Annotated in this window: 17 protein-coding genes; all 17 read right to left on the bottom strand. The window is 38.6% G+C overall.

Annotation, left to right across the window (positions count from 1 at the left end; translation table 11 throughout):
• Nucleotides 1–90: 90 nt before the first annotated feature.
• Complete coding sequence (locus tag IFO69_RS15140; RefSeq protein ID WP_192010969.1) at nucleotides 91–1,515, bottom strand: lipopolysaccharide biosynthesis protein; 1,425 nt, start codon at nucleotides 1,513–1,515, stop codon at nucleotides 91–93.
• A 29-nt stretch (nucleotides 1,516–1,544) separates the two neighbouring features.
• Nucleotides 1,545–2,669: a GDP-mannose 4,6-dehydratase gene (gene gmd / locus IFO69_RS15145; RefSeq protein WP_192010970.1), complete on the bottom strand. Its 1,125-nt coding sequence runs from the start codon at nucleotides 2,667–2,669 to the stop codon at nucleotides 1,545–1,547.
• A 66-nt stretch (nucleotides 2,670–2,735) separates the two neighbouring features.
• Entirely contained in the window at nucleotides 2,736–2,915 is a 180-nt protein-coding gene (locus IFO69_RS21815) for a GxxExxY protein (protein ID WP_317173477.1), read from the bottom strand.
• Between the two features lie 59 nt (nucleotides 2,916–2,974).
• Nucleotides 2,975–3,109: a GxxExxY protein gene (locus tag IFO69_RS21820; RefSeq protein ID WP_317173474.1), complete on the bottom strand. Its 135-nt coding sequence runs from the start codon at nucleotides 3,107–3,109 to the stop codon at nucleotides 2,975–2,977.
• A gap of 162 nt (nucleotides 3,110–3,271) precedes the next feature.
• Nucleotides 3,272–4,222 carry a GDP-L-fucose synthase family protein gene (locus IFO69_RS15155; protein WP_192010971.1) on the bottom strand — a complete coding sequence of 317 codons (951 nt, stop codon included), beginning with the start codon at nucleotides 4,220–4,222 and terminating at the stop codon, nucleotides 3,272–3,274.
• 258 nt (nucleotides 4,223–4,480) lie between these two features.
• The gene (locus IFO69_RS15160; RefSeq protein WP_192010972.1) at nucleotides 4,481–5,587 is read right to left on the bottom strand and encodes a Wzz/FepE/Etk N-terminal domain-containing protein; all 1,107 of its coding nucleotides are present in this window, start codon (nucleotides 5,585–5,587) and stop codon (nucleotides 4,481–4,483) included.
• 278 nt (nucleotides 5,588–5,865) lie between these two features.
• A complete protein-coding gene (locus IFO69_RS15165; protein WP_192010973.1) occupies nucleotides 5,866–6,258 on the bottom strand; it encodes a four helix bundle protein in 393 nt (130 codons plus the stop codon).
• Nucleotides 6,259–6,526: 268 nt separating this feature from the next.
• On the bottom strand, nucleotides 6,527–9,115 hold the full coding sequence (locus tag IFO69_RS15170; protein ID WP_192010974.1) for an SLBB domain-containing protein: 2,589 nt from the start codon (nucleotides 9,113–9,115) through the stop codon (nucleotides 6,527–6,529).
• 126 nt (nucleotides 9,116–9,241) lie between these two features.
• Complete coding sequence (locus IFO69_RS15175) at nucleotides 9,242–9,592, bottom strand: four helix bundle protein (RefSeq protein ID WP_192010975.1); 351 nt, start codon at nucleotides 9,590–9,592, stop codon at nucleotides 9,242–9,244.
• 268 nt (nucleotides 9,593–9,860) lie between these two features.
• On the bottom strand, nucleotides 9,861–10,373 hold the full coding sequence (locus IFO69_RS15180; RefSeq protein ID WP_192010976.1) for a helix-turn-helix domain-containing protein: 513 nt from the start codon (nucleotides 10,371–10,373) through the stop codon (nucleotides 9,861–9,863).
• Nucleotides 10,374–10,740: 367 nt separating this feature from the next.
• Nucleotides 10,741–12,063, bottom strand: coding sequence for a nucleotide sugar dehydrogenase (locus tag IFO69_RS15185; protein ID WP_192010977.1), 1,323 nt, complete (start codon nucleotides 12,061–12,063; stop codon nucleotides 10,741–10,743).
• Between the two features lie 224 nt (nucleotides 12,064–12,287).
• Nucleotides 12,288–13,055 (bottom strand): 3'(2'),5'-bisphosphate nucleotidase CysQ, encoded by a 768-nt coding sequence (cysQ, locus tag IFO69_RS15190; RefSeq protein WP_192010978.1) that lies wholly within the window; start codon nucleotides 13,053–13,055, stop codon nucleotides 12,288–12,290.
• A gap of 54 nt (nucleotides 13,056–13,109) precedes the next feature.
• The gene (gene cysN / locus IFO69_RS15195) at nucleotides 13,110–14,369 is read right to left on the bottom strand and encodes a sulfate adenylyltransferase subunit CysN (protein ID WP_192010979.1); all 1,260 of its coding nucleotides are present in this window, start codon (nucleotides 14,367–14,369) and stop codon (nucleotides 13,110–13,112) included.
• Between the two features lie 53 nt (nucleotides 14,370–14,422).
• The gene (gene cysD, locus IFO69_RS15200) at nucleotides 14,423–15,328 is read right to left on the bottom strand and encodes a sulfate adenylyltransferase subunit CysD (RefSeq protein ID WP_192010980.1); all 906 of its coding nucleotides are present in this window, start codon (nucleotides 15,326–15,328) and stop codon (nucleotides 14,423–14,425) included.
• A gap of 2 nt (nucleotides 15,329–15,330) precedes the next feature.
• Nucleotides 15,331–15,927, bottom strand: a complete 597-nt coding sequence (gene cysC / locus IFO69_RS15205) for an adenylyl-sulfate kinase (protein WP_317173475.1) — start codon at nucleotides 15,925–15,927, stop codon at nucleotides 15,331–15,333.
• Nucleotides 15,924–17,687 (bottom strand): SLC13 family permease, encoded by a 1,764-nt coding sequence (locus IFO69_RS15210; protein ID WP_192010981.1) that lies wholly within the window; start codon nucleotides 17,685–17,687, stop codon nucleotides 15,924–15,926. The genes cysC and IFO69_RS15210 overlap by 4 nt, the downstream gene beginning before the upstream one ends.
• Nucleotides 17,687–18,685: a mannose-1-phosphate guanylyltransferase gene (locus IFO69_RS15215; RefSeq protein WP_192010982.1), complete on the bottom strand. Its 999-nt coding sequence runs from the start codon at nucleotides 18,683–18,685 to the stop codon at nucleotides 17,687–17,689. The genes IFO69_RS15210 and IFO69_RS15215 overlap by 1 nt, the downstream gene beginning before the upstream one ends.
• Between the last annotated feature and the right edge of the window lie 6 nt (nucleotides 18,686–18,691).

Genomic DNA, 18,691 nt, shown 5'->3' on the forward strand with positions numbered 1-18,691 from the left:
AATTTGGATCTTATAAACAAATATGATAGTCTACTATCCAAAAATGCTCGGACTAAGTTTTTAGCCCTTTTAACTAAACCTCTCATGTAATTAAAATGATATCTTAATAATTTTATTTATTTTATCTTTTTCAAGTTGAAAAATAATTATATATGAAATAAAAAAATAGATAGACATTAAAACAGGTATGTTCTCTACCCCTCCAATTTCTTTCCCAAAGTAGATTATACTAGAAGACACCGTTACACCCAAAACTGATTTATAGAGAACCTTAAATAGTTGATTTATTGATAAATTTATATACTTGTTTAGAAAAACCAGCCCAGTTATCATTAAACCTATTTTATTAATCAGTACCGCTAATGCCGCACCTAAAAGTCCAAACAATTTAATACCAATAATTAATCCAGGAATTAGTACAATTATTGTTAATCCTAAAATAATTTTCATTTCTAATTTTGGTTTTCCCATCCCTCGTAAAATAGAAGTAAATGAATTGACCGTTAAATGTATTATCATTGCCAACGAAAGTATTTTTAGAGGCAGATTTGCATTTTTCCATTCTGGACCAAAGAATAAAACTATATCGCTAGAAAAAATTATTAAAAACATAAATACAGGAAAAAGAATAATACAATTTAGGTTAACCACCGTTAAAAAATAATGTTTTAGCTTTTCAGTATTATCTTGATTTTTTCCATAAACAGGATACATTACCTTGTTCATAACTGAACTTACCATTTGCCTTAATTGCTCCGTTAGTGAAAATGCCAGTGTATAACTTCCCAAATAACCGGCTCCCAACATTTTACCTATTAACATATTATCAATATTGTATGTTAGAGTGCTAAACATTCCGGTACTCGAAGAGTATGCCCCGAAAGAAAATATTTCTTTGAAATGCTCTTTATGCCAAGTTTTAGTGGGAAGCCATTTAGTCGCTTTAAACAAGAGTGGAATTGTCAAAAGAGGCACAAGAATATTATTAACAACCAAAGCCCATACACCGCTCCCATAATAACCTAAAATTATTGCAATGATTCCAGAAACTAAAGTAGCGAAATTTGTAGTACGAGCAATTACCTTGAAATTCATTTGTCTGGTTAAAATTACCACATGTACAATGCTCAACGGACGTAAAATAATACCTATACTTAAAAATGGAACTAAATAGTTTAATTTTTCCTCTTCAAAAAAATCACTTGCAAATGGGGCTACAATGAAGCTCATAAATATGAACAAAACTGCGCCCCAAAGCAATCCTGTCCAAAAAGCAGTCGGATACATTTTTTCAGCAAGATTATTATCTTTCTTCTGAATCAATGCTGAGGTCATCCCCATTTCCGAAGCAGCAGTTGCTACTGCAATAAATATTGAACACATTCCAATTAAACCAAACTCTTCAGGTATTAAAAGCTTGGCAAGTATTAATTTAATAGTAAACTTAAAACCAGTATCCAAAACAAATTGGATACTGGTCCATTTTATTCCTGAAATTATTTTTTTGGAATCCAATTTTTTCCTAAAATAATATGATAATAATTTTATTCGAAACTATTTAGAATCTTATACCCACCATCCTTTAGGTATTGATTCTTTTGCATTAGCTTCAGGTCACTTCTCATCATATCTTTTACCAAACTTTCCAAATCATATTCTGGAACCCACCCTAATTTTTCTTTAGCTTTTGTTGGGTCCCCTATCAATAAATCAACTTCTGTTGGTCTGAAATATTTAGGATCTACATTTACTATTTCCTTTCCCTCTGGCAACTGAAATTCTGGATTAGAACATGATACAACAAAAGCCCTTTCATCCACGCCCTCTCCTTCAAACCTTAAATGGATTCCTACTTCTTTAAAGGCCATTTTAACAAAATCTCTTACGGTGGTAGTTACCCCAGTTGCGATCACCCAATCTTCAGGTTGATCAGCTTGAAGAATCATCCACATCATTCGAACGTAATCCTTTGCATGTCCCCAGTCCCGTTTAGCATCCAAATTCCCTAAATAGAGCTTATCTTGCAATCCTAAAGCTATCTTAGAGACCGCTCGTGTAATTTTTCGGGTTACAAATGTTTCACCCCTCAATGGTGATTCATGATTAAATAAAATCCCATTACACGCAAACATATTATATGCTTCCCTATAATTTACCGTAATCCAATAAGCATACATTTTCGCTACTGCATATGGCGAACGAGGATAGAAAGGAGTCGTTTCTGATTGAGGTACAGCTTGCACCAAACCATAAAGTTCAGAGGTGGATGCTTGATAAATTTTGGTTTTCTTTTCAAGTCCCAAAAAACGTACTGCCTCCAAAATCCGTAATGTTCCAATCCCATCGGCATTAGCTGTATATTCAGGAGTATCAAAAGACACTTTTACATGAGACATTGCAGCTAAATTATATATCTCATCAGGCTGTATCTCCTGAATGATACGCGTCAAATTCATAGAATCTGTCATATCACCATAATGCAGGACCAATTGAGGATTATCCACATGAGGATCTTGATAAAGATGATCAATTCGATCAGTATTAAAAAGTGATGATCTTCTTTTTACCCCATGCACTTTATAGCCCTTTTCCAAAAGCAATTCTGCCAAATAGGCCCCATCCTGTCCTGTAATCCCTGTAATCAGGGCGACTTTTTGATTCTTTTCCATATATATATTTGTCAATTAAATTTGTTGCACAGAGTAACACTGAGTTAAGCACAACGTCACACAGAGTTATAATACTATTCTTTTTATGCCGTTTTTAAGGCTTTTGATGTTAAAATTTAATAACAAGCCTATTTTATTTTTGTTTGATAGCTTTAAATAAGTCAATACTTGAGCTATATGTACATCGGTGAACTGTTCTACCGTTTTTAGTTCAACAATAACTCGATTTTCGACAAGAATGTCTATTCTTTACCCACAATCTAATTTCACCTCTTCATAGATTAAGGGAAGAGGTTTCTCTAATTCTACCAATAAGCCCTCTTTTTCAATTCATATTTTAAGCAAGCCTGATAAGAAGATTCTAAAAGTCCTGGACCTAAAGCGGTGTGGACTTTATATGCTGCTGATAAAATCTTTCCTGTAATATCGTTTACATCCATAATTTCACAGTGTTACACTGTGTTATACACTGAGTTACTCTGTGTAACTTATATTTTCACCTGCTACTAAGCAGACTCAAATAACTTTTCTAGATAATTTACCTTTTCAGCCATAAAAATCTCTGTGGCACTCTGCGACTCCTCTGAGAAACTCTGTGACACCTAAATTTTAACCTGCTTGAAGGAGTCAATATTCTCCAAGAACCATTGATAGGTATCCTTAATCCCATCGGCTAATTTGATCTTTGCTTTCCATCCGGCATCCGCCATCTTGGATACATCCATCAATTTCCTTGGGGTACCATCAGGCTTGGAACTGTCCCAAATGATCTCACCTTCATGGCCAACAGTTTGTTGGATCAATTCTGCCAATTCTTTAATAGTCAGATCTACTCCTGTCCCCACATTATACAAGTTATCCTGAAACTCATTCTCCAAAGCAAAGACCACCACATCCGCCATATCTTCCACATGCAAAAATTCACGCATTGGCGTTCCCGATCCCCAAAGTTCAACAGCCGCATTACCACTCTCCTTTGCCTCATGAAATTTCCTAATCATGGCAGGTAATACATGGGAAGTTTCCAAATCAAAATTATCAAACGGCCCATAGAGATTAGTAGGCATTAAAGAAATATAATCCTTATCAAATTGTTTTCTTATGGCCTCACAGGCCTTCACCCCAGTAATTTTAGCAATCGCATACCACTCATTGGTAGGTTCCAAGGAAGAAGTCAATAAGTATTCTTCTTTAAGCGGCTGCGGAGCCAGTTTTGGATAAATACAGGAAGAGCCCAAAAAGATAAACTTTCCAATACCTGACTGATGGGCCCCATCAATCAAATTATTCTGGATCTGAAGGTTTTCCATCAAAAACTGATAGGGATAGCTATTATTGGCCAAGATCCCACCAACACGTGCAGCCGCATCAATAACAACTTCTGGTTGTTCAGTCGCATAGAAATCCTTAACAGCAGCTTGATTTCGCAAATCCAACTCCTTACTGGACTTACCCATCAGATTAGTATATCCCTTCGCTTCCAAAGCCCGCCAAATGGCCGATCCCACCATCCCACGATGCCCGGCTATATATATCTTCGTTTCTTTCTTCATCAATTTTAATTTTTTATTTCAAAGAGCACACTAAAAAGCACCAAGTTTTTTATGCATGGACTTCCTAAGCAATAAACGCTGTGCGCGCAGTGCTATTTTTCTATTCAATGATTAATTAGGGATTGGTGATTAGTAGATAAGAACCTCGAATCACAATTATCTATTTTTCAAATCCCAATTATTCGATTATCGAATCACTAATATTCAAAGCTTGATTATCTTTTAAGCAATTAACCGGCCGCAAAGCGGCATAAACAATTAAACAGCTTTCCACTCCTCCTTAACACTATCCAAATACTCCTTCCCAAAAACAACCCCTAAAGCTATTATAATTCCAAGTATAAAAAAGATCACTAAGATCAGAGGTCGCTTTGGAGCTGATTTTTCTGCCGGAATAGTAATAGGCTCTATCACGGAAAAAACAGGTGTATCCTTACTGACTTGTAACTTGGCCTGCTCCAATTGCTTGGCCAATTCCGAATAGACGGAAAAAGCCAGATTAAACTCCGCTTCCAATTTTTCCAATTGATTCAAGGCTACAGAACTGGAAATGTTTTGATTCCGGTCTCGATATCTTGCCAATTGGCTTTGCACCTTCTCAAACTCTTTCTTTTTCTCTAAATACCTTTCTTCAGTAAATTTTAATTGTTCTTGCGCATTTTTAATTTTAAAATCGATCACTTCTTTTTGCAATAATGCTTCCGCATATTTTGTCAATTGGGCCGCTGCTTTGGCATCCGGCATTACAGCGGAGAGCTGTACAAAACCTTCTTCTTCATAAAAAGAAACGGATAGCTGTCCCCCCAGCCTTTTAAAATGTCCAAGTTCTTTTGGATTGATAGTAATGATTTCCTCAGACTCATTTCCGCTAACCTTTAGTTCTTGTTCTCCTTTTAAGGCTTTTATAATTAGTCCTGGTAGGCCAATAGTAAATTGTTTTATATAGCCTAAAATACCAGGAGAATAATAGTCTTCATAATATTCCTGATAGGTCACTTCATGATTTATTCCCTCAAACTCCAAAGGCGCCTTTAACATCGCCTTTTTAAAAGGAACACTGCCTACTATCTTGGGGTATAAAGTCGGGGGTATTTCTGAGCCTCCTCCAGCTCCTCCTAAATTAATTCCTGCCAAAGAAGCTAAACCACCAAGACTGCCCCCTTTTCCTCCTTCAGTTGTCTGCGGTAAATAGGTTCCGCTAGCAGTAAACTCTTTAGGAGAAAGAATCGCCACTAACAAACCCAGGATCACAAAAAGTCCCACGATACGGAAAACAAGCTTCCGTTGATTCCAAACGGTTTTGGCTAAAGCAAGTAGGTCGATTTCGTCGTCGGTATTCGGAGTTGTATTTGGTGTAGTATTCATAATTTGTATTCAGAAATTGAAGAGCTTAAAAGTAGTTGGTTTTCTGTTTAACTGTTTAATCGCTTGGCCCGCTGCGGCGAGCAAGCTGGTTAATTGGTTAATTGATGGGTATTCGTACCACTAAACGTAATTGCTCCTTTTAAGTGATTAATCTGGTTAAATGCATAATTGGTTAACTGATAGATTTATGTTTAGCTGAACAATACCACACAGTTAAACGGTTAAACAAGTAGCCGTTTAAGCCACAGGCTTAACGCTACCTAAACAGTTAAACAAATTCAATATCTTTTCTTTAAGGTATTTTTATTGTTCAGTTGGAACCTATAAAGTGCATTCAATTTATTGATGATCTCATCTAGCTTCAATCTTTGGGAAGAATAGACCTCTTCTGAAATAAAATCCAAATCCAAAGCTGCAGTCAAATGGTCTATAGTTTCCAATGCACTTGAACAAGCAATATTAGTAAAGTGCGCCTGATCCATATTAGAAGATCTGCCAGATCCCTCAGCTAAGTTAGTGGCAATACTATCAGTGGCTCTCTTTAATTGATTAGTCAATTCAAATCGCTCTTCCCTTGGAAAACCTTTCACAATCTCTCTTATTTCTACCCTAAACTTCCTTGCCAATTGGTATACCTCCAATTTTTCAAAAGAGTAGATATGATAGGACATGTTTGAGTGTTTAAGATTGGCTAAATGTTTATTTGGTTAACTGGTTAATTGATAGACTACGTATAGCAAAACGGCACTACTCGATCCTGCCGGTAGGCACGGTAAACAGTTAAGCCAGCCACGAAGTGGCGTAAACAGTTAAACGTCATGATCCTAGGTTAAATGTTTATTTGCTTAATTGGTTAATCGTGAGATTACATATTATTAAACGGTACCTCTCAGTTAAACAGTTAAGCCAGCCGCATAGCGGCCTAAACAATTAAACAAATTACTGCGCTAACCGATCGATCAAAATAGCCAAAGTAGCCATACTGGAAGCCAAACCTATCCAATTGGTAGCAGACATAGGTTGTCGTTCTGGTTTTTGAGGAATGATAATCTCAGCACCAGGTTCAATACTTGGGTAATTTTTAAAGAACAGTATTTTTTTGGTACGTTGTACATCTCCATTCGCATAGACCACATAAGCTTTTCCTTTTCTGGCTTGATCAGTGAATCCTCCTGCACGGGAAATATAGTTTTTAAAGCCCTTACCTGATTCATAGCGAGCTGAAGTCGGGAACAGAACTTCACCTCTCATACGAACGGTTTGCAGTTCTTTGGGAATACTCAACACATCTCCCTCCATCAATATCAAATCTTGATCTGACTCAGGATGTTCCATAATATATTTTAAATCTATACCGATCAATTCCTCGGTCCTGAATTCTACTTCCGCCACCCGGGAGCTATCCGATGCGGCGACATCTTTGACCCGGTTGATTTTAAATTCTCCTGAAGCCAGGCCTTTTTGATTGGCCAAATCCCCTCCTTTTTCACCTATCTTTTCATCAATTCGGGACAAGATGTTATTTTCTGCTTCTGTGTTCTTACCATCTTCCTTGATCAAATTGTTTTTAACCTCTCTTAACTCCTGGGATTTGATTTCGTTGTCACTTTGAGGACTATAAAACTCTGTTCTGCGAATCAAAGTAGCTCCTTTGGCATAAGCAAATTGATTCAAACCTCCCGCTCTTTTTAGGAGGTCTGAAATCCTTTCAGTCGCTGTGGCAATGGTATATTGCCCTGGATAGTTCACTTCACCTTCTATCCTTACCATTTGCTCTCTTTGGAAGCCAGGACTTCTTCGAATGATCACATGGTCAAAGGGCTGTAAAACCACTTCCTTGTCTTTACCATTGATTTCCAAATTCTGATCTATATCTAGCGTGAAAATCTCTGCAATTTGCCCATCCGTCCGGTCCTTTACCCTTCTGGCCACTTCTATATAAGCATCGGAAGCCGATTCCTTAAAACCACCTGCCTTGAGTACCAGATCCTCTACAGTCATATTCTCTGCAAAGGCAAAAGCCCCTGGACGGTTGATTTCCCCGGAAATCTTAACATAGAATTCTTCCTTTAAATCATATTTACTCGGGATATGTAGGACATCTTCTCTCTGTAAGGGGATATCGGTAACTGTTCCATTGACTACCCCCTGCACATCCACCGGCACAATCTCCAAAGTCATATCTTCTTGGGTGCGGTATAAGGTAGCTCGGTTTAAGAAGGCTTCCCCTCTCAACCCATCTGCCTTACTAATCAAATCCTTCACAGTCATACCCTCAAATAAAGCAAACTCCCCAGGGTGATAAACAGCACCAGAAACCTGTACCCTGTTTTCAAATCGATTCAATTTCTCCCCTACCAAAAATACATCACCATCCTGTACCTTAAAGTTTTCAAACTGTTCTTGGGATACATCCGCTACTTTACGGGCATCATCAGATAATCTTCTAACTCCCAAACGTCCAGTATAGGCTTCACTTTTAAAACCGCCTGCATAACGAATCAAATCCTTAATATCCTCTTGCGGTAAAATTTCAAAGAGTCCAGGCCTTCTAACAGGCCCTTGAATTTCCACGCGGGTTTGTACCGCTGGGACCATGATCACGTCATTGTCCTGCAAACGAATATTTTGCTGCTGGTTGCCTTTGACTAAAAACTCATAGACATCCACTTCTGCCACTTGACGGGAATCGCGGAATACTTTTATACTCCTAAAAGACCCTTCCTTATTGGGACCTCCTGCCGCATACAAGGCATTAAATACAGAAGCAAAGGAAGGCAAGGTATAAGTGCCCGGATTACTTAACTCTCCCACCATCGATACTTGTATGGAGCGGATATTCCCTAAGCGAATCTGTATAAAGGTGTTCGGATTACTATTATTTAAGTCAGCATAGATCCTGCTCAATTGCTCCTTAATACGGGCGGTGGCAGCGACAATGCTTGCTCCTCCCACCTGAATGGGCCCCACATTGGGAATATAAACCCTTCCCTCAGGATTCACGGTCAAATCATAAGACTGTTGGGAATTCCCATACACATCAATCAACAATTGGTCTCCCGTGCCGATCACATAGGATTGGGGGGTAGGAATATTTAAACTTGGAGAAAAATTGAGCTTTTTGTTATGGAACAGACCATACCCAAAAATTTTCTTTTCTGTTTCATCCAATCCTGCACTATCTTCTACATTCATTCCTCCGCTAACTGGCGCATAGACTTCTCTCTGTACCCCTGTATCCACGGCCGATTCCTGATCCACTTCTGGTCCCGATGTACTTAGCTGGTTAAGCCGGGTCGCTAGTTTACTGGCTTCCATGGCTGAGAGCCCCCTTTCCTGGGCCAAAGCTGGAATTTGGGATTTGGAAATCCCTTGTTCTTCTGCTTTCAAAATTAAAGTTTTGATCTGAGCATCCGACAGTTCGTCCACCTTCACGTTCTGAATATCGGAGAGGGATTGGGCATGGAGCGCAATCGCAGATAGAAATAGAATTATTGTTAAATAAAAAGATTTGATATTTATGGACATACCTTATTAATTAGGAATGATGAATGTTAAATGTATAATTAGGAATGATGAATGTTAAATGTATAATTAGGAATGATGAATTAGATACCTTCAATTCATCATTATTCATTTCAAATTCCCCATTAATTATTCTCTTGATGATTTTATGATTGAATTTAATATCGAAATGATTTGATCAATCTCATTGATAAGAAAGGGTAACTGTTCATAGTTTTTCAAAAGCTCTTCCCTATCAAACAACCTCAGCCAATACCTTGACTCCCTTGCTTCTCTAGCCGCGATAACCATTTTAGCAATAAAATCCTTTTTGGAATGAGCAGCCTGAGCCTCTTCAACGTTAGCTCCTATAGAAGTTCCTGCTCCCACAATTTGCTCCGCTAGACGGTAATGCTTCTGATTTCTGAGCTCAAAGTAGATATCCAGTATTTTCTCACTAAAAGCAAAAGTTTTTTCAACAATTACGTTTTGCTTTGCCATACTCTACTTTAATTCCTCATTAATAATTCATAATTCTTCATTACAAATACTTCTTTCCTTAACTGTCTTGCCAACTGCCATACCTCTAATTTCTCAAATGAATAAACATATGGCTGTTTCATAAAAACCGATCTATCAATTCCACAATCCTACAAGCCCATAATTCAACAATAATACAGCTCCACCCCAGATACAGCTTCGCCCAGTCAGTCACATGATGTGCTTAGCGGGCCTTGGATAAAAAGAAAATAGCTGAGCAGTCTATTCCTTACTCAGCTGCCTTATTATATAAAATAATGCCAGTAGTCTGATGACTGTTTAGTACAGTAAACTTCACGGTACGATCAATCATTTCCTGCATTCTGTTCCCCAAACTGTCGAGGTATTCCTCATTCAAGTCCTTTCCTTGAATCCCAATATCAATGGTCCCAGTATCCATTCCATTGGCATAATCTCCAGTCAATACGACCTTCTCCACATCTCCCATCCTCTTCAGCACTTCCTCTACTACCCGGTCCAGACCAATATATTTTCGGATAATGTCCTGTAGTGACCCAAACAAAGGATGCTGCGTATTGGCACTGTAACTGATTCGATTTTTTTCGGATTCCTTTTGCAAGTAGCCTGCTTCGGACAAATTGTTCAACTCTTTTCGGATGGCATTGGTTGATTCCCCAAACTCTTCAGCCAAACCGCGGAGATGGCTATGGTTGTCCGCATTGATGAAAAACTTCACCAATAAACGCAGTCTGGTCTTGGATGTAATTAAAGAATCAAGCATTAAAAAAAGCGTCAAACCTAATGAGCACCAAAAGTACTCAGTGACTTTTATTTCTCCAAAACTTTTCAATCATTTCGCTCAAAATGTCTTTTGTTTTAAAATGCTTAATAATTACTTCATCTTGTTACCATTTTTTAAGTCAAAAAACACCTTGCCTTATAGTTTTAATACTATTATCAGGTTTTTCAAGTCTTTTTAAAATAGAGGGTATACCGATACTAGAAATCATCTATCAAGCCCTTGGTAATAAAGCACCTGTTATTAAAACCAAAAAGTATGGGTACAAAAAAAGTCCGGATTGAAAATCCGGACTTTGGAAATACTCTCTAAAATCTCAAGACTAAATACTAGCTACTTAAGACTAAATTTATAATCTAGCATCTACTTTCTCTTTTTTCAATACTCCTTTTACATCATATACAACTTGATGGGCTGATTTTTGAATATCCCAGTTCTTAAAGGCCTTGTGCGCTACCGCTAAAATCACCGCCGAATAATGATCTAGCTCTGGCTTCTGGGCTTTATCGATCACCGCTATTCCATATTCATGGGCAATTTCTTCTGGACTGGCCCAAGGGTCATACACATCTACCTCAATATCAAAATTCTTAAGCTCCTGATAAATATCAATCACACGTGTATTCCTTACATCAGGACAGTCTTCTTTAAAAGTAAAACCTAATATCAGGACTTTAGACTCCATCACTTTGAGGTCCTTGCGCATCATGTGCTTGATCACTTCAGTAGCCACATGCTTGCCCATGGAATCATTCAAGCGCCTCCCGGCCAAGATAATTTCCGGATGATAGCCCACTTCTTGTGCTTTTTGTGCCAAGTAAAAAGGATCTACCCCTATACAATGTCCTCCGACCAATCCCGGTCTAAAAGGCAAGAAGTTCCACTTGGTACCTGCTGCCTCCAACACTTCATGGGTGTCGATTTGGAGGAGGTTAAAGATTTTCGAAAGTTCATTGACAAAGGCGATATTGATATCACGCTGTGAATTTTCAATCACCTTGGCTGCTTCTGCAACTTTGATCGAAGATGCTTTAAAGGTACCTGCCGTAATAACTGATTTATACAACTCATCTACAAAATTTGCTGCTTCTGGCGTGCTTCCTGAGGTAACTTTTAAAATTTTGGCTACAGTATGCTCCTTATCCCCTGGATTAATCCTTTCCGGTGAGTAGCCTACAAAAAAATCTTTATTGAACTGAAGCCCAGAAGCTTGTTCTAAAACGGGTACACATTCATCCTCGGTTACTCCTGGATAAACGGTAGACTCATAGATCACCACATCCCCTTTTTTGAGTACCTTGCTAATAGACTTGGATGCTTTTAACATAGGAGTCAAAACCGGCCTATTGTGCTTGTCTGTCGGGGTCGGAACAGTCACAATGTAAACATTGCAGTCAGCTATAGCCTCCAATTGTTCAGTTGGGAACAAACCCTTATTGTTATTCTGTAATCCGATTAAATCTTTCGACAATACGGACTGCAAAAGTTCATCCTCCACTTCTAGCGTATTATCTACACCTATGGCAAGCTGATTGATCCTATTGGAGGAAATATCAAAACCAATCGTAGGGTACTTCTTTGCAAACTCAACTGCCAGTGGCAAACCAACATATCCTAGGCCTATAACGGCTATTTGGGCTTGATCTAGTGGAAAAAGTGATCCATTATTCATATTTGTAAAATTTAAAACTGTACATTAAAAAAAGGTATCTCTCCTATTTTTGTATTTCAATAATAAAACAATTCGAGAGGATTTTTGGCTTTTCTATCGAAGAAAAGTTTATAAAACAACTTTATCCCTATTATCTCCTATTTCATGCTAAGTCCTTAACTAATAAAGTCCCACAAGAAGCATTGCATTCACTTCACGGGGACTTTAAATACCTTTTAGTTATTCTATTTTTCTGTGCTGACGATAAACCAAGGGTTTAAAAGATTTTCCTTGTTATAGGCAAGAGGCTCGTTTTCGGGAACACGCATTACCTGACCGCCCATGGCCAATACAACCCCATGTGCCGCTGCTGTATCCCATTCCATCGTAGGTGCAAATCTTGGATAAACTTGGGCTTTGTTTTCGGCTACCAACATGAATTTCAGTGAGCTCCCCATACTGATCACTTCCGCTTCCGGATATTGCTTCATGAACTCTTTGGTTTCTTCACTTTGATGAGACAAGCTCACTACAATGGTTTTTACTGCACCATCTTCAGGAAGGCCGAGTTGGAATGGTTCTCCATGACTCTCCACTTTCCATGCCCCTTCCTCTTCATTGGCCCAGTACATCCAATCCAGCACAGGTGCATATACCACTCCAAGAATTGGGCTTCCATTATGGATAAGGGCAATATTTACGGTGAACTCACCATTTTTCTTGATAAACTCTTTAGTTCCATCCAAAGGATCTACCATCCAAAAATAATCCCAATCCTTCCTCGTTTCATAAGGAATATTTTTTCCTTCTTCAGATAAAACAGGTAGACCTGTTTCTGTTAAATAAACCATAATGGCATCATGACCTGCTTTGTCTGCTTTGGTCAATGGCGAGTCATCTTTTTTATATTCTACACCAAAGTCTGCAGAATGATAGACTTTCATGATTTCATCCCCTGCGGACTGGGCGGCCTTTACAGCCACCTTTGTGAGTTCTTTTAAATCAATAGACATGATTTAATCTTTTTATAATTTTAAAAATAATTTAGTTTACTCTGAAGCCGAAACTCAAATGATCATACCTGCTGCAACGGTTTCGTTGGAGTAGGCATCAATTAAGATTACACTTCCTGTTTGTCTGTTCTTTCTATAAGCATCATAAAACAATGGCTGTGCGGTTCTAATGGAAACGCGGGCAATATCATTCATCTGAATCTGATCGGTTTCCTCTTCCCGATGAAGCGTATTCACATTCACCTTGTACTTGATTTCCTTCACCATTGCCTGACACTCTTTCGTGGTATGTTTAAGAATGACCTTTGCCCTACTGCTCAAAGGACGTTGGTTCATCCAACAAATCATCACGTCCAAATCCTGTTCCACTTCCGGTACATTGTTTGGCCTTACCAACATATCTCCTCGACTGACATCTATTTCGTCTTCTAAGGTCATGGTGACAGACATGGGAGAAAAGGCTTCTGGGATTGGCTTTCCATTCAATTGGATATCCTTGATTTTTGAAGTAAAACCCGATGGCAAAACTTTCACCTCATCACCAGGCTTGAATATCCCCCCTTCAATCCTTCCAGCATATCCTCTAAAATCCCTATGCTCATGCGTATGAGGCCGGATAACCATCTGTACCGGGAACCTACAATCAATATGGTTAAAATCACTCGCAATATGAACATTTTCCAATAGATACAATAAGGTGGGGCCTTCATGCCAAGGCATATTCTTAGATCGCTCCACCACGTTATCTCCTTTCAATGCACTAATGGGCACAAAATGGACATCTTTTACCTCCAGTTTGCTGGCAAACTGTTTATACTCCTCTACAATTTTATCATAAGTTTTTTGGTCATAATCCACCAAATCCATCTTGTTAACACACACCACCACATGAGGTATTTTCAAAAGGGAAGCGATAAAAGTGTGTCTGTGAGTTTGTTCTAGAAGACCTTTCCTGGCGTCAATCAAAATGATAGCCAAGTTTGCCGTGGACGCTCCCGTCACCATATTCCGAGTATATTGGACATGACCTGGTGTATCTGCTATGATAAATTTCCTTTTGGGAGTGGCAAAATATCGATAAGCCACATCTATGGTAATCCCTTGCTCCCTTTCAGAACGAAGACCATCCGTTAAAAGTGATAAATCAACATAGTCAAAGCCTTTTTTCTCACTTGATGTTTTTACGGCTTCAATTTGATCTTCAAAAATTGATTTAGAATCATACAATAAACGGCCGATCAAGGTACTCTTTCCATCATCCACCGAACCTGCTGTTGTAAACCTAAGCAGTTGATTATTTTCCTGTATTTCCATTTTAGATTCTCTTTTTTTAATGCTTGTTTAAAAGACTAAGGCCTCTCCTATCTCTAAAAATATCCGGACTTTTTGCGATCCTCCATGGCTGTTTCTCCACGCTTATCATCTGCCCGGGTACCTCTTTCAGTAGTCCTAGTGGTAGCTACTTCTTCAATGATCTTGTCCAGGTCTTTCGCATCAGATTCAACAGCCCCTGTTATCGGCATGTCCCCACAGGTCCTATACCTCACCAGCATCTTTTTAATCTCTTCATCTGGTTTTAAGCTGATATAGTCGGAATTGGCCAATATCACACCGTCCCTCACTACACAGTCTCTTTCATGGGCGAAATACAATGAAGGTAATGAGATTCCTTCTTCCTTGATATATTGCCATACATCCATTTCAGTCCAATTGGAAATGGGGAAAATTCTAAAATGCTCTCCCATTTGTTTTTTTCCATTGAACAAGCTCCACAATTCAGGCCTTTGGTTTTTGGGATCCCATTGGCCAAATTCATCCCGATGGGAAAAAAATCTTTCTTTGGCCCTGGCTTTTTCTTCATCCCGTCTGGCACCGCCCATGGCTGCATCTATTTTCAATTCTTCCAGCGTATCCAGCAAGGTAACTGTTTGAAGAGCGTTTCTACTGGCATTTACTCCGGTTTCTTCTCTTACCCTTCCTTGGTCAATGCTTTTCTGAACAGAACCGACTACAAGGTTTACTCCAAGCTCATTAATAAGTGCATCACGGAAAGCTAAAGTTTCAGGGAAGTTATGTCCTGTGTCAATATGGATCAAAGGAAAGGGGATTTTTGCAGGATAAAAGGCTTTCTTGGCCAAGTGAGCCAACAAAATACTGTCTTTGCCTCCTGAAAACAACAATGCAGGTCTTTCGAACTGAGAAACCACCTCTCTAATGACATAAATAGCCTCTGATTCCAGTTCTTTTAAATGTGATAGATAATACTGTCCCATTTTTAAATACTTATTTTTTCTTTTAACAATTCAATTATTTTTTCAACGGAATTCTCCAGCTTTTCTTCAGCACTCTTCACCCTCAAAAACGGACTTACTGGAGGTTCGTATGGAGAATCAATTCCTGTAAAATTCTCTATCAACCCTTTTCTTGCCTTTTTGTAGAGTCCTTTTACATCACGGGATTCACAAACAGACAATGGGCAATCCACAAAAATTTCAACAAAATTCTCTTCCCCTACCATATCTCGGATCGTTTCCCTTTCCTTTACAAAAGGAGAGATAAAAGCTGAGACGACAATTAGTCCCGCATCCATCATCAATTTACTCACCTCGGCAATCCGTCTTAAATTTTCTACCCGGTCTTCATAAGTAAACTTTAAGTCCTTGTTCAAGCCCGACCTAACATTGTCTCCATCCAGCAAATAGGTATGAAAGCCCAATTGATGAAGCGCTGATTCTGTACCATTCGCCAGAGTAGATTTTCCAGAGCCAGACAAACCCGTAAACCAAATTAAGACTGGCTTTTGGTTTAACTTTTCCATTCGATCTTCTTTCCTGACTTTGAATTTAGTAGGATGTATGTTTTCTGTCATCATGATAGGTAGTAAAAATTAATAAATAGAAGCGATATGATTGTATAAATAAAGGTAAGTGGCAGCCCTACCTTAAAGTAGTCTTTGAATTTATAGTTTCCTGGCCCCATGACCATAAGGTTAGTTTGGTAGCCTATCGGTGTCATAAAATCACCCGAAGCCGCAAATGCAATTGCTACAAAAAATGGTGTTAACGGAGCTCCAAGCTGACCTCCCATCTCCATGGCAATAGGAAACATGATGGAAACAGCTGCAGCATTGGTAATGAGACTTGTCAATAATAAGGTAATCAAATACAACAGGCTTATCGAAAAAATCAAACTGCAACCTGACGATAGGTGAAGGATCTTTTCCACCAGAAAATTAGCAGCCCCAGAATTTTCCAAAGCTATTCCTATTGCCAAGGAACTCACTAAAATGGCCAATAAATCTACATCTATGGCTTTTCTAACAAGGCCAACATCAATACTCTTACATAAAAAAAGAATAAAGATTCCGACCATTGCAGCCATAAACAGGTCTATGAAACCTACGATCCCAGCAATCAAGGCCAAGATTGCAATGATAGATGGTGTAAAACTAGAAGTGTTTTCTTGTTTTTTGATCTCTCCCTGTTGCGTGATAATTATCAAATCCTTGATGTTATCCGAAGCGCTTTTTCCCCCTGAAAGCATTAGAAACAAATCACCAGCCTGTACTTTGGTTTCTCCAATATTTCCTTTTAGTTGTTCGCCTTTCCTGTAGATGGAAATAATAGATGCTTGGTATCGATTTCTGAAATCACTGTTTTTGATCTTAATTCCTATGAGGTTGGAAGAAGAAGGTACAACCGCCTCAATCAGCTGGAAATAACCATTTCTGGCCACATATGACTCTTCTGGAATATACAATCCATTTTCATCTTGAATCAAGGTCAAAATTGCCTTTGTATTACCAGCGAAAAACAGCCTGTCCCCGTCTTCTATGATCTCATCAGGTGAAACTGGAGTGATACTTTTTCCTTCTCTCGAAATTTCTGCCAAATACATTTCTTTCAGGCTTCTTAAACCTGCTTCCTTAACAGATCTTCCTATTAGACGAGAGTTTTTCTCAACATAGGTTTCTATCAGGTATTGATTCAAATGCTGATAAATCTCTTCTTTATTTTCTTTTCGATCGGGAAGTAAGCTTCCAGAAGCTATGCTTAAATAAATCACTCCAGCTACAGCGACCAGCAGTCCTAGGAACAAAAAATCTGTAAAACCTAATAATTGCAATCCATATTGCCCTATTAATCCGTTTAGTACCAAATTGGTTGAAGTCCCGATTACCGTTATGGTGCCCCCTAGAATAGTGGCATAGGACAACGGAATCAAAAACTTGGAAGCTGCATATTTATTGGATTCAGCCCAGTCCTTTACATAGGGAATCATAAAAGCTACAATTGGGGTATTGTTCAACATGGCAGAAAGCCCTCCCACAAATAACATTAACTTCACCCTGAAATTTCTCTCTGAAAGACCCTTATTAAAAATCCTATAAAAAAATCCCACTCCAATATTTTTTTGAATGCCAGCAGTAAGGATAATCAATAAAAAAATGACAATAATTTGCTTGTTGGACAAGCCCAGCAAAAATTCATCGACACTGATTACACCTCCCATGACCAATAACAGTGCAACACTGATAAAAGCCATGGAAGGTCTAACTAAATCCTTATATAAAACAATTACCAGAAAAATGATCAGGGTAACTGTATATAAGGGAGCAAAGCTTGTTGGCATTAATTGACCAATTCCGGCTTTTCCTTTTCCAGCTTTTCAAACACCTTCTTCACATCCTGCGCCTTTTCCTTCTGCAAGACCAAAATGGCATCTTTCGTCTGTATCAACATGGTATCACGCATCCCAACAAACTCTGTATACAGTTCCGTACCAATTACCATGTTTCCATTTTCATCAGCATGGTATCCATGGTCTGTCATGTATTCAAAAATTGACTCAAAGGAGCCCATGTCTGACCAATTAAATGAAGAAGGAACTACTTTGATTTTTTCAGTTCTTTCCATCACTGCATAATCCACTGATGTAGAAGGAATTTCCATGGAAAGATCGTAGTCCAAAAATCCTTCTTTACTTGCCTGAATTACTTCCTTCGACTTTTCCCAAACTATTGGCTCGTATCGCTTGAGCTCTTCTAAAAACACTCCAGCCTTAAAGCAAAACATACCGGAATTCCATAAAAAGTTTCCTTTCTTCAAGAATTTCTCCGCTGTATCCAAATTGGGCTTTTCTCTAAAGCTTAAAACATCCTCGCCTTTTGATTCTATATAACCAAAGCCTGTTTCTGGTCTGGTTGGCTTTAAACCGAATGTTACGATATATCCGTTTTGAGCCAATTCAATGGCCCTTTTAACAGATTCCAAATAATTATCCTCAGCATCAATTAGGTGATCAGAGGGAGTTACAAAAAGAATATCCTCCGGATTGGCTGAAAATGCTGCAAAAGCTATAGCCGCAGCTGTATTTCTGGGACAGGCTTCAATGATTTCTATAAAACCATCTAGTGCTAATCCCTTAAGGTCTTTTCGGGACAGTTCATAATTGGCTTTATTCCCAACTACCATCAAACTATCGCAGAGTGCTCTGTTTCTTGCAATTGTCTTCTGAAATAAAGTTTGACCTTCAAAAATGGGCAAATATTGCTTTGGGCAGCTCTTCCGGGACAATGGCCACAGTCGACTTCCGACTCCTCCCGATAAGACTACATTAATTGTTTTCATGTTTTG

The organism is Echinicola arenosa, assembly GCF_014841125.1.
Lineage (GTDB): Bacteria > Bacteroidota > Bacteroidia > Cytophagales > Cyclobacteriaceae > Echinicola > Echinicola arenosa.